The following is a 12,032-nucleotide window of genomic DNA, read 5'->3' as shown; positions in this document are numbered from 1 at the left end:
CCCGACCCGAACGAGCCCGCCCGTGCGGTCGCGATCGGGTTCGCCTCCGCGACCAGGTGCTCGAAGCGCCGGTTGGCGACCTTGGCGATCTCGATCAGCGCCGCGGCGTGTTCCTGCGCCGGCGAGTTGCCCAGCCGCCGCTGCCCCTCCGCGAGGATCGCGGCCCGCTCGGGATGGTCGCGCACGCAGACGATCAGCGGGATGCCGAACCGCTCCCGGTAGGCCGCGGCGAGCGCGGCGAAGGAGTCCCGGTCGTCGTCCGCGAGCCGGGTCAGGCCCGCCGAGGACTGGTCGGCCTCCGAGTCGTCGTCCAGCAGGTCGCCGCCGAGGTCCGGGTAGGCCGCCATCAGCGCGCGCTGCTCCTCCCGGGGCGCGGCGAACAACGCCTCCTGGAACGCGGTGCGCAGGGCGCCGGTGTCCGCGAACGGCTTGCGGTCGTACGCCCGCCCGACGATGTCGGTCGGCCCCTGGAACAGCCGCCCGAACGCCGCCGTGAACTCCTCCCGGGTCATCCGGTTGACCGCGTTGAGCCGCAGTGTCGGCGTCCCGGGCGCACCGGAGATCGCGGGGCCGCGGCCGACGTGGTGGAACACGACGTTGAGCACGATCGCGGTGATGCTGCCGAGCGTGATCCCCGAGCCGAAGACGATCTGCGCCCAGCCCGGCAGCGCCTTCGCGACGTCCGGCTGCGCGGTCACGAACATCGCCAGCCCGAGGCTCGTCCCGACGATCACGACGTTGCGGTGGTCGTGGAAGTCCACCCGGGCCAGCGTCTGGATCCCGACGACGGCGACGGTCGCGAACATCGCCAGCGCGGCCCCGCCGAGCACGGGGTGCGGGATGCTCGCGACGACGGCGCCCGCCTTCGGGATCATCCCGATGAGGATCATGAACACGCCCGCGGCGGCGACCACATAGCGACTCTTCACCCTGGTCAGCCGCACGAGGCCGACGTTCTCGGCGAAGCACGTGTACGGGAACGAGTTCAGGACGCCGCCGATGGTCGTGGCGAGCCCGTCGGCCCGCAGCGCCCGCGCGACGTCCTCCTTGCCGACCCGCTTGTCCACGATCTCGCCGGTCGCGAACACGTCCCCGGTCGTCTCGACCGCGGTGATCAGCATGACGACGATCATCGAGACGATCGCGGCGCCCGCGAACTTGGGCCAGCCGAAGTGGAACGGGGTGGTCACGCCGAACCAGGAGGACTCCCCCACCGACGCGAACGAGACGTCGCCGAGGATCCAGGCCACCGCGGTGCCCAGGACCAGCCCGATCAGCACCGCGACGGTGGCGGCGAATCCGCGGAACACCCGCTGGATCAGCACGATGACGGCGAGGGTACCGAGCGCGTAGGCGAGGTACCGCCCGTTCGTCGGGTCCGGGTTGGAGCCGCCGCCGACGGCGTCGAGCGCGGCGACGGGCAGCAGCGCCAGACCGATGATCGTGATCACCGTGCCCGTGACGACCGGCGGGAAGAAGCGGATCAGCTTGCTGAACCACGGGGCGATCAGGAAGGTGAACAACCCGGCGACTATCACCGCGCCGTAGATCACCAGCAGCCCGTCGGTGCCGCCGCCCGCGGCCATCCCGATCGCGATCATGGGGCTGACCGCGGTGAACGTGACGCCCTGCAGCAGCGGCAGCCGCACACCCACCTTCCAGAACCCCACCGACTGGATGATCGACGCGATGCCGCAGGTGAAGAGGTCGGCGTTGATCAGGTGGATGAGCTCTCGCTCCGACAGGCCGATCGCGCCCGCCAGCAGGATCGGGACGATGACCGCGCCCGCGTAGAAGGCGAGGACGTGCTGGACGCCGTAGACGGCGAGCTTGCCCGCGGGCAGCACCTCGTCGACGGGATGGGGTCGACGGCGGGTCGCCGGTTTCCGGGAGAGAGCGCGCACGGGCACCTCGCTGGGGTCGGGTCGGAGGGTGAGCTGCCTCATACGGTGACCCGGCCGTCCCGCCCCGGGCAGGGGCGGCACGCACGAACGGAGCCGGACGGACCGACCCCGGGTTTGTGTGATCCCACAGGGTCTCGTCAGAACCGCCTGCGGGTCGCGCCACCCGGCTCCACGGTGGCCGGCGCCGTCGCGGAGTCGGCGACGACCCGGTAGACGGACCACGGCGGTGACCCGCTCGGCCCTGCCCTGCACGACGACGTCGTACTCCGCGGTGGCCAGGCTCAGCGCACACCGCGGGTCCCGCGCGATGTTGCGTCCCTCGCGGGTGCCCTCGCCCGTCGGGAACCAGGAGGCCCCGTCCGCCAGAGCGCCCCGACCGCGGTGACGTGCGGACTGCCGTCGGTGTCGAGCGTGGTCAGCCGGCAGGTGTGCCGGTCAGGGCCCCCGGTGCCGGGGGCCTGTGTGCAGCCCGCGTCGAGCCTCTCGGTGAGTGTCAGCCGTGCTGCGGTGAGTACTGCACGAGCCCCATCGCGAACTGCACGTATCTCCCGGCCACGTCGTCCGGAGAGAGGGGACCTGCGGGGTTGTACCACTCGGCGATCGCCTTGCACATGGTCACCACCGCCCGCGAGGCCTCCCTCGGCGTCCGCGTGCCGAACCGCCCGCTCGCGGCCCCGGCCGCGACCTCGGCGTCGACGAGCCGCTGTTGCGCGGTGCGCCGCGTCGTCATGCCGGCGCGGGCGGACGGGTCGAGGCTCCGCATCTCGCTCGCGGCGAGGAAACCGACCTCACGGCGATGGGTGTGGAAGAGCGCCATCGTCTCGACCAGCAGGCAGAACCGCTCGACGGGATCCGCGCCCGCCGCGACCGCGGCCTGGCACCGCCACAGCAGGTCGTCCATGCCGAGGTCGAGGATCCGCTGCAGCATGACCTGCTTGCTGGCGTGGTAGTGGTAGATCCCCGACACCGACAGGCCCGACTCCGCGGCGAGGTCCCGGACAGACGAACCGTGGTACCCGGTGCGCAGGAACACCACCATGGCCGCGTCGAGCACGGGATCGAGCCGGAGCGGCTCGTAGTGCCGCCAGTCCCCCGCCCCGACCTCGGGGGACTGCACCGGCGGGGGCACGTCCTCCGGGTCCAGGATGCGCTCGATCGACGTGCCCAGCGCCTCCGCGATCCGGCCCAGCCGCACAACGCTGATCCGGGTCTTGCCGGTCTCCAGCTCACTCATGGACGCGGCGCTGATGCCGAGCGAGCGGGCGAGGGCCCGCAGGCTCAGCCCCGTCGCCTCCCGCGCGGTCCGCACCCGACGCCCGACGTCCACGTTCTCGACGGCGGGGTGCATGGTCGTCACGGTAGCGGAGCACGAACGGGGCCGACCCACGGCGACCACCGAGCTCAGCTCGCCGCGACCTCGCTCCGGTACTTCTCGTTCATGTGCGCGATCGCGTCGGCGTGCTTGACGAAGTGCGCGTCGCGGGTGTCCACGGCGCGTTGCTTGGCGGAGAGGGTGGCGTCGGCGAAGGTCGTCGCCCCGCCCTGGAAGCGCGGGAAGACCCGCTGGGCGAGCAGTTCGTAGGACCTCACCGTGGCCGCGGGATTCGCCCAGTCGTGGGCCTGGAGCAGCATGGCGCCGAAGCCGCCCGACTGCTTCCACAGACGCTCGACCTGCGCGGCCGCGTCGTCCGGGGTACCGATCACGCCGAACCCGGCCTCGTTGATGAAGTCGACCATCTCCTTGACGTCGCCGCCCTCGACCACCATCTGCGGGAACGCCGCCACCTTCTGGAAGTAGCGGAACCACTCCTCGATCCCGTACTCGACGTCCTTGATCGCCTGCTCGCGGGTCTCCGCGATGTGCATCGCGCCGACGAGCCGCCAGTCGGAGCGCGACGGAGTGGGCCTGCCGTAGTGCGCCGCCCGCTCCTCGACCACGTTCCAGTGGTGGGCCAGGGCGTCGAACCCGTCCTGGGTCAGGGTGGCGCCGATCGACATGAGACCCACGCCGTACTGCCCGGCGAGCCGCGGGCCCGTGGGCGACGCGACCGCGGCGACGGTGATGTCGAAGCAGGGCTGGGTGAACGGCCCGTACTGCAGGCGCGCGTCGACGAGGTTGTGCGTGAGGGTCTTCTCCGTGACCGTCTCCCCCGCCAGCAGCCGCAGGATGATGTCGAGGTTGGTCCCGAGGAGCTCGCGGGTGTCGGTCGGGGTCAGCCCGAGCATCGCCCCGTCGGTCGGTAGCGAACCGGGTCCGGCACCGAACATGACCCGGCCGCGGGTCAGGTGATCGAGCAGCACCATGCGCTCCGCCACCCACAGCGGGTTGTGGTATGGAACCGACGTCACCCCGGTCCCGAGCGTGATCCGCCGGGTCCGCTCCGCGGCGGCGGCGATGAAGATCTCCGGCGTACCGACGATCTCGCTGCCCGCGGAGTGGTGCTCGCCGATCCAGACCTCGTCGTAGTTGAGCGCGTCCAACCGCTCGACCAGCTCGAGGTCGCGCTGCAACGCCACCGTGGGGTGCTCGGCCACGGAGTGGAGCGGGGCGAGGAACGTGCCGAAACGCAGGGTGCTCATGTCTCTCCTGGAGATGAGGTGACGCCCGTCCCGTAGGGGCGTCCGACGTCGTGGGACCGGATCCGACACCAGCGATTAATGTTCGGATTTCACGAACAGCGCGCCAAAGACGTGCCGACGACCGGAACCTTGACAGGTAGAAACCCGTGATGCAAGTCTCCTCTCGAACAGAGCGGGCGAACGCTCGCACGGTCCGTCAACGACGACATCGCGGAGGCCGGAGTGACCCAGGAAGACACCACCACCCCCATCGAGACCGACGGAGTGATCGGCGGTCGCGATCACTTCACCGACTTCGACCTGGACTCCCCCGAGTACACCGAGCACTACGACGAGGTCCTCGACGCCTTGTTGGACAGGTGCCCGGTCGCGCGCAGCGAGGCGTTCGGCGGGTACTGGGTCGTGGCCCGCGCCGAGGACTTCAAGCGGTGCGCGGTCGACCACAAGACCTTCACCTCGACCCGGGGCTTCGAGCCGGCCCACGGCAACGAGGGCGACGGCGGGATGAAGCTCTACCCCCTCCAGATCGACCCGCCGTACCAGACCCGGTGGCGTCAGGCGCTCGGTCCGTACTTCGGGGTCAAGGCCGTGGCGCCCCTCGAGGCCGGGATCCGGGAGCACGCCGACTACCTGATCGACTCGTTCATCGAGCGCGGCTCGTGCGACTTCGTCGCGGAGTTCGCCGCGCAGCTCCCCGCCCGGGTGTTCTTCGGCTCCTTCCTGCACGTCCCGTTCGACCGGATCGGCCCGATCCAGAAGGCCACCGACGACGCCATCCGCGGACCGGGCGAGGGTCGCGGCGCGGCCTGGGGCATCGTCGGCGAGTTCCTCACCGGGTACCTGCAGGAGCGCGCCGAGCAGCCCCCGAAGGGCGACTTCGTGGACGTGGTGCTGGCGGGGGTCGAGACGGACGAGGGTGAGCCCGCCCCTTACGAGCACAAGCTGTTCACGATGATCGACTTCCTGGCCGGCGGCATCGGCACGACGTCGCACACCCTGGCCTCGATGGCGCACCACCTGACGACCCGGCCCGACCACGTCGAGCGGCTCGTCGCCGAGCCGGAGCTGCGGGACAACGCCGTCGAGGAGATCATCCGGATCTTCGCCCCGGTGACCGCCCTGGGCCGGACCGCCACCGTGGACACCGAGATCGCGGGCCAGAAGATCGCGGCGGGCGACCTGGTGATGCTGTCCGAGGCGGCCGCCTGCCGCGACCCCCGGGTCGTGGACAACCCGTCGGAGGTCGAGCTCGACCGCCGCGTGCCCGTCAACCTGGCCTTCTCCTACGGCCCGCACCGCTGCATCGGCGCGCACGTGGCGCGACTGGTCATGCGGACCGCGCTCGACGAGGTGCTGCGCCGCATGCCGGACCTCAAGGTCGCCCCGGGCGAGGCCCCGATGTTCAGCAACAGCGGTGTGGCGCGCAACATGGACACGCTGCCGCTGGTCTTCACCCCCGGCGCCCGCGAGGTCGTCGCCGCGGAGTCGCCGTGAGGTACGTCGTGGATCCCGCGCTGTGCTGCGCCCACGGTCGCTGCGTCGAGCTCGCGCCGACGGTCTACGACCTGGACGACGACGGGTTCAACAGCGAGGCGGGCAACGCGGTCGAGGTGCCTGCCGGGCAGGAGGACGCCGCCACCCGCGGTGCGCAGTCCTGCCCGGACGGCGCGATCCAGATCCTGGTCTGAGAGGAGTCGAGTGACACCGAACGAGACGGCCCCCCTGCGCGGCGTCCGTGTGCTCGAGGTCGGAACCCATCGGGCGGGCGCCTTCGCCGGGGCGATCCTCGCCGACCTCGGCGCCGACGTCGTGAAGGTCGAGACCGGCGAGGAACCGGTGCTCGCCGCACGGCTGGCGTTCGACCGCATGGAAGAACAGGAACTCGCGCACCGACATCGCCTGGATCGCGCCGACCTCGGCGAGGTCGAACCCGGAGCAGAAGGCCTTCTCCCCCGCCCCGCGCAGGATCAGGGCGCGCGCCCCGCTGTCCCGCAGGGCCAGCGCGGCCTCGGTGTGCTCGTGGAACATCGTCTGGGTCTGCGAGTTGGCGCGCTCGGGGCGGTTCACGGTGAGCACCGCGATCCCGTCCTCCCGCAGCTCGACCTGCAGCGTCTCCAGCTCGACGAGCGACTTCGCGACCATCAGCGCCCCTCGAAGACGGGAGGGCGCTTCTCCTGGAAGGCGGTGAGGGCCTCGGTCATGTCGTCGGTGCGGGTGAGCAGCGCCTGCCCGCGGTTCTCCAGCTCCAGCGCCGCCGCGTACGACGAGGCCTCCATGTTGGCCTGCAGCGCCCGCTTGGACATCTGCACGCCACCGGGTGAGTTGCCGCAGATCTGCTCGGCCATCTCCAGGGCGGCCGCGAGCAGCTCGTCCTCGGCCACGACCCGGTTCACCAGGCCCGTCCGCTCAGCCTCCTCGGCACCCATCGTCCGGGCGCTGTAGAGGAACTCCGCGGCGGCCGCCGGGCCGATCAGCCGGGGCAGCAGCCAGGAGGTCCCCAGGTCGCCCGCCGACAGGCCGATCGTCACGAACGACGGCACGAACTTCGCCCGCGGCGAGGCCAGCCGGATGTCCGCGGCGAGCGCGAGGGCCAGGCCCCCGCCCGCCGCCGCCCCGTTGACCGCGGCGATGACGGGCACCCGCACGCCCCGGATCGCGCTGAGCGCCCGCGCGGCGCTCTCCTGCAGGTCGAGCATCCCCATCGCGCCCAGGGAGGGCAGCTGCTCGGCGGCGGCGAGGTCGTAGCCCGCGCAGAACGCCCGGCCCGCCCCGGTGAGGACCAGCACCCGCAGACCGGGCTCGCGGTCCAGCTGCCTGCCGGTCGCCTCCAGCTCCGCGAACATCTCCGCGGTCATGGAGTTGAGCCGGTCCGGTCGGTCCAGGGTCAGGACGACGACGCCGTCGCGCGGCCGGTCCAGCCGAAAGGTGGTGGGGGACATGAGATCTCCTGGCTCAGCGAACAGGGGTGGGGGCGGGGGCGAGTGCGGCCACGATCTCTCGGGTCGCCTGTTCCAGCCCCTCGGGCTCCAGACCCCACGGCGCCGCCGTGAGGTTGAGGTGGTCGAAGGGTTCGGCGTGCCGCGCGGCGAGCCGCGGCAGGTCCTCGGGACGGCAGGCGATCGCCATCGCGTCGACCATGTCGTCGGTGACGGCGGCGGCCATGGCCTCGCCGTCCCGGGCCTTCGCCGCCGCCCGGATGGTGGCCTGGGCCTCGGACCAGCCGTGCAGGGCGAACAACCGGTCGTAGACCCGGGCCGCGGCGTACTGCGCGATCGCGAAGGCGGCCCGCCGACGGGCGGCCTCGGTGTCCGCGTCCAGCGCACAGATCCTGGTGCCGGACACCGCGACCCGCACGTCCCGGCCCGCCTCGGCGGCACCGCGGTCGAGCTCGGGGCGCAGGACCTGCGCGACGTACTCCGCGGTCATCATCGGGTGGCCGACGAGCCCGTCGGCGACCCGGCCCGCGGCGCGGGCCATGCGCGGGTTGACCCCCGCGGTCCAGATCGGCAGCGGGTCCTGGATCGGCGGCGCGGTGGCGATGGTGGGGGCGATGGAGAGGGAGTAGAACCGGCCCTCGTGCTCGACCGGGCCCTCGTGCAGCCGCCAGAGCTTGCGGAGGACGGTGACCAGCTCCTCCATCCGGACGGCGGGGGCCGAGCCGTCGACCCCCATCCAGCTGCGCATCATCCCCGAGGTGCCGTTGCCGAGGCCGAGCACGACCCGGCCGCCGCTGAGCTCGTCGAGGTCCCGCGCCTCGGCGGCGAGGATCATCGGCGAGCGGCCCGCGCCGTAGGCGATGTTGGACCCGATCCGGATCCGCTCGGTGGCGCCCGCGAGGACGGCCATCGGCACGGTCGCCGAGCGGTTGTACAGCTCGCTGACCCAGACCGCCGAGAACCCGGCGGCCTCCGCCGCGCGGGCGACCTCGCCCGCCCGGCGGAAGCGGTCCGGTCCGTGGCCCGCGGTGAAGACGGTCAGGCCGTATCCGGTGTCCAGCATCGTGGTCCTCTCAGGCGAACTTCGGCGGTCGCTTCTCCAGGAAGGCGCTGATCCCCTCCTGCGCCTCGCCGGTCTCGAACAGCTCCTGGATCTGCTCCACCTCGTACCGCTTCCCGTCCGCGAAAGGAAGGTCGAACGCGGCGTCGACGGTCCGCAGCACGGCGGCGAGCGCGGGGCGGGAGAGCGTGGCCAGGCCTGCGGCCAGCTCGACGGCGGCGTCGCGCGCCCCGCCCGCCTCGACCAGCCGGTCGACGAGCCCGATCGCCTTCGCCTCGTCGGCAGACACCTGGCGCGCGGTGGCCATGATGTCGATGGCCCGACCGCGCCCGACCAGCCGCGGCAGCCGCTGGGTGCCCGCGGCGCCGGGGATCAGGCCGAGCCGGACCTCGGGCAGGCCGTACCTCGCGTCCGCGCCGGAGACCCGCATGGTGCACGCCATCGCGAGCTCGAGGCCGCCGCCGAGGGCCACCCCCTCGACCGCCGCGATGCTCACGAGGTCGGCCGCGGCCAGCCGCTCGACGGCGCCGCGCAGCCGGTCCCCGTAGGCGGTGAACGACTCCGCGTCGACGGTGCCCATGTGCTTGATGTCCGCGCCCGCGGCGAAGAACCCGGGGATCCCCGAGGTCAGTACGAGGACCCGGGTGTCGCGGCGCTCCGCCTCGTCCAGCACGGCGTTCAGGCCGTCGATGATCGGCGGGCCGAGCGCATTGGCGGGGCGGCGGTCGATGGTCGCGACGAGCACGCCGGTCCCGGCGTCCTCCCAGCTCACAGCGCTGGTCGCGGCGTCACTCATGGTCGATCCTCTCAGGCCCGGCGCGGGAACGCGCTGAAGTCGGGGGTGCGCTTGGCCTTGTACGCCTCGCGGCCCTCCTGCGCCTCCTCGGTGGCGTAGAAGAGCAGGTTCGTGTCGTGGGCGAGCTGCTGGATCCCGGCGAGGCCGTCCTCGGCGGCGTGGAAGCTCGCCTTGCTCAGCCGCAGCGCCATCGGCGACAGCCGCAGCATCCGCCGACACCACGCCACGGTCTCGGTCTCCAGCTCGGCCAGCGGCACCACGGTGTTGACCAGGCCCATCTCGAGGGCCTCGGCGGCGTCGTACTGCTCGCAGAGCAGCCAGAACTCCTTGGCGCGCTTCTGCCCGACCTGCTGGGCCAGCAGCCCGGCGCCGTACCCGCCGTCGAACGAGCCGACCTTCGGCCCGACCTGCCCGAACACCGCGTTGTCCGCCGCGATCGTCAGGTCGCACACCAGGTGCAGGACGTGCCCGCCGCCGATCGCGTAGCCGGCCACCATCGCGACGACGGGCTTGGGCAACCTGCGGATCTGCACGTGCAGGTCCGTGACGTGGAAGCGGCCGACCGCCTCGGCGCTCCCCGGCTCGGTGAGGTACCCCGTGTCGCCGCGGACGCGCTGGTCACCGCCGGAGCAGAACGCGTCCGGCCCCTCCCCCGTCAGCACGATCACGCCGATCGAGCCGTCCTCGCGGGCGCGGGTCAGCGCGTCGGAGACCTCCATCAGGGTCTGCGGGCGGAAGGCGTTGCGCACCTCCGGCCGGGCGATGGTGATCCTGGCGATGCCGTCGCCCGAGTGGTCGAGCCGGATGTCGGTGTAGCCCAGGGCCTTCCCGACGTCCGTCCACTCGACCGGCAGGCGCGGACCGGAGACCCTCACGACGGTCTGCTCCGCTCGTTCCGCCTCCGCATCAGGCCATCGTCAGGCCGCCGCTGACGGACAGGGTCTGGCCGGTGATGTAGCCCGCGGCGTCGGAGGCGAAGAAGGCGACGGCGGCGGCGACGTCCTCGGGCAGGGCCAGCCGCTTCATCGGCACGGCGCGGGTCATGCCGCCGATCACCTTGTCCGCCTCCTGGCCGGAGGCGTCGGCGAACTTGCGCAGGGCCGGGGTGTCGGTCGGGCCGGGGCACACCGTGTTGGCGGTGACGCCCTTGGTCGCGATCTCGCGGGCCAGGGTCTTGGTGAAGGCGATGGTGCCGCCCTTGGCGCCGGAGTACACCGCCTCCAGCGACGAGCCGACGCGGCCGGCGTCGGACCCGATGTTGACCACGCGACCGAAGCCGCGCTCGACCATGCCCGGCACGACGGCCTGGGTCACCCGCAGCATGCCCTTGAAGTTGATGTCGAGGATGCGCTCCCAGAAGTCCTCGGTGGTCTTCAGGAACGGCATGAAGTCGTCCCAGCCCGCGTTGTTCACGGCGATCTCGACCGGGCCGAGCTCCTCGGTCACGGTCTTGACGGCGGCCTGGACCGACGCCGTGTCGGTCACGTCGGCCTGCACGGCGACCGCGGTGCCGCCCGCGTCGACGATGGACTTCGCGGTCGCGGTGGCGACCTCCAGGTTCAGGTCGACCACGGCGACCTTGAAGCCGTGCGCGCCGAGGGTGGTGGCGATGCCCTGGCCGATGCCCTGGGCGCCGCCGGTGACGAACGCGGTGCGGTTGCTCATGAGTCCTCTTCTCGAACGATTCGCCGGGGGGATGGTCGGACGCGGGGTGGTCAGGCGTCCTGCAGGTGCCAGTCGATCGGCCCCGCGATCAACGAGTGGCTGGTCAGGGTGCGGCCCAGGACCCGTTGGGCGTCCCGGGCGGCCTCGATGATCCTCGGGAGGTCGAGGCCGGTGTCGACGTCCATCTCGTGGAACATGCTCACCAGGTCCTCGGTGGCGATGTTGCCGGTGGAGCCCTTCGGGACCGGGCAGCCGCCCAGCTCGCCGAAGCTGGACTCGAAGCTCGTGCAGCCCGCCTCGAGCGCCGCGTAGGCGTTGGCCAGGCCCTGCCCGCGGGTGTTGTGGAAGTGCGCGGTGACCTCGACGCCGGGCAGCCGCTCCAGCGCCGCGGCGAAGAACTCCCGCGCGTACGCCGGGTTGCACATCCCGGTGGTGTCGCCGAACCCGATCTCCGTGGCGCCGGCCTCGGCGAACCGCTCGGCCAGCCCCAGCACGCGGTCCAGCGGGACCTTGCCCTCGTAGGGGCAGCCGAAGGAGGTCGCGATCACCGCGGCGCAGTTCAGGCCCTCGGCCCCGATCCGCTTCGCCATGACGTCGTTGTCCGCCATGGTCTCCGCGACCGTGCGGTTGACGTTCTTCTTGTTGTGCGTCTCCGAGGCGCTCACGAAGATCGCCGCCTCGTGGAAGCGCTCCCGCACCTTCAGCGCGTTGTCGAGGCCCTTGCTGTTCGGGATCAGGACCATGAGCCGCACGCTGTCCGGCACGTCGATGCGGTTCAGCACCTCGACACCGTCGGACAGCTGCGGGATCACGTCCGGCCGCACGAAGCTCGCGACCTCGATCCGGTCGAACCCGGCCCGGGCCAGCGACTCGATCAGCCGGACCTTGTCGTCCGTCGGGATCCGCTCGGGCTCGTTCTGGAAGCCGTCACGCGGGCCGACCTCGCGGATGTGCACCCGCTTGCTCATGATTCCTCCACTGCTCGGGTGAGCGCGTCGCGGTGTTCGGGGGCGGCGACGGCGACCAGCCGTGCGCCGTACTCGTCGCGGGGGCAGCCGCGCAGCCAGGCGACGCCGTGCTCGGTGACGACG

Annotated in this window: 12 protein-coding genes and 2 pseudogenes; 3 read left to right on the top strand and 11 right to left on the bottom strand. The window is 72.1% G+C overall.

Annotation, left to right across the window (positions count from 1 at the left end; genetic code table 11):
* The 3 genes from uraD to H5J29_RS08000 form a co-directional block, all read right to left on the bottom strand.
* Window positions 1–1,904 (bottom strand): 2-oxo-4-hydroxy-4-carboxy-5-ureidoimidazoline decarboxylase (gene uraD / locus H5J29_RS08015; RefSeq protein ID WP_312858116.1); only part of this gene is annotated, 1,904 nt, incomplete at its 3' end.
* Window positions 1,905–2,397: 493 nt separating this feature from the next.
* On the bottom strand, window positions 2,398–3,252 hold the full coding sequence (locus tag H5J29_RS08005; protein WP_181780274.1) for a TetR-type transcription factor C-terminal domain-containing protein: 855 nt from the start codon (window positions 3,250–3,252) through the stop codon (window positions 2,398–2,400).
* Window positions 3,253–3,305: 53 nt separating this feature from the next.
* Window positions 3,306–4,484 (bottom strand): LLM class flavin-dependent oxidoreductase, encoded by a 1,179-nt coding sequence (locus H5J29_RS08000; RefSeq protein WP_181780273.1) that lies wholly within the window; start codon window positions 4,482–4,484, stop codon window positions 3,306–3,308.
* 222 nt (window positions 4,485–4,706) lie between these two features.
* Between H5J29_RS08000 and H5J29_RS07995 the strand changes: the two genes are divergently transcribed.
* The 3 genes and pseudogenes from H5J29_RS07995 to H5J29_RS36145 form a co-directional block, all read left to right on the top strand.
* Window positions 4,707–5,978: a cytochrome P450 gene (locus H5J29_RS07995; protein ID WP_181780272.1), complete on the top strand. Its 1,272-nt coding sequence runs from the start codon at window positions 4,707–4,709 to the stop codon at window positions 5,976–5,978.
* Window positions 5,975–6,172, top strand: a complete 198-nt coding sequence (locus H5J29_RS36500; RefSeq protein WP_181780271.1) for a ferredoxin — start codon at window positions 5,975–5,977, stop codon at window positions 6,170–6,172. Before H5J29_RS07995 ends, H5J29_RS36500 begins: the two co-directional genes overlap by 4 nt.
* Window positions 6,129–6,260 (top strand): annotated as a pseudogene (locus tag H5J29_RS36145) (hypothetical protein); the annotation flags it as partial. The gene H5J29_RS36500 and the pseudogene H5J29_RS36145, both read left to right, overlap by 44 nt.
* Window positions 6,261–6,401: 141 nt before the next feature.
* On the opposite strand, the pseudogene H5J29_RS34810 reads toward H5J29_RS36145, so the two are convergent.
* The 8 genes and pseudogenes from H5J29_RS34810 to H5J29_RS07945 form a co-directional block, all read right to left on the bottom strand.
* A pseudogene (locus H5J29_RS34810) lies at window positions 6,402–6,626 on the bottom strand (enoyl-CoA hydratase-related protein); the annotation flags it as partial.
* On the bottom strand, window positions 6,626–7,423 hold the full coding sequence (locus tag H5J29_RS07975) for an enoyl-CoA hydratase/isomerase family protein (RefSeq protein WP_181780270.1): 798 nt from the start codon (window positions 7,421–7,423) through the stop codon (window positions 6,626–6,628). The gene H5J29_RS07975 and the pseudogene H5J29_RS34810, both read right to left, overlap by 1 nt.
* Window positions 7,424–7,436: 13 nt before the next feature.
* A complete protein-coding gene (locus H5J29_RS07970) occupies window positions 7,437–8,483 on the bottom strand; it encodes an LLM class flavin-dependent oxidoreductase (protein ID WP_181780269.1) in 1,047 nt (348 codons plus the stop codon).
* Between the two features lie 10 nt (window positions 8,484–8,493).
* Complete coding sequence (locus H5J29_RS07965; protein ID WP_181780268.1) at window positions 8,494–9,276, bottom strand: enoyl-CoA hydratase/isomerase family protein; 783 nt, start codon at window positions 9,274–9,276, stop codon at window positions 8,494–8,496.
* Between the two features lie 11 nt (window positions 9,277–9,287).
* Complete coding sequence (gene menB / locus H5J29_RS07960) at window positions 9,288–10,151, bottom strand: 1,4-dihydroxy-2-naphthoyl-CoA synthase (RefSeq protein WP_181780267.1); 864 nt, start codon at window positions 10,149–10,151, stop codon at window positions 9,288–9,290.
* Window positions 10,152–10,182: 31 nt separating this feature from the next.
* Entirely contained in the window at window positions 10,183–10,941 is a 759-nt protein-coding gene (locus H5J29_RS07955; RefSeq protein WP_181780266.1) for an SDR family oxidoreductase, read from the bottom strand.
* A 50-nt stretch (window positions 10,942–10,991) separates the two neighbouring features.
* Entirely contained in the window at window positions 10,992–11,909 is a 918-nt protein-coding gene (locus tag H5J29_RS07950) for a hydroxymethylglutaryl-CoA lyase (RefSeq protein ID WP_181780265.1), read from the bottom strand.
* The coding region (locus H5J29_RS07945) for an acetyl-CoA hydrolase/transferase C-terminal domain-containing protein (protein WP_281375893.1) at window positions 11,906–12,032 on the bottom strand (127 nt) is incomplete at its 5' end. The genes H5J29_RS07945 and H5J29_RS07950, both read right to left, overlap by 4 nt.

Origin of the sequence: Pseudonocardia pini (assembly GCF_013870575.1) — a bacterium.
GTDB classification, from domain to species: domain Bacteria; phylum Actinomycetota; class Actinomycetes; order Mycobacteriales; family Pseudonocardiaceae; genus Pseudonocardia; species Pseudonocardia pini.
Note: the sequence above shows the minus strand (reverse complement) of the source record. Positions and strands in the feature narration are given on the sequence as shown.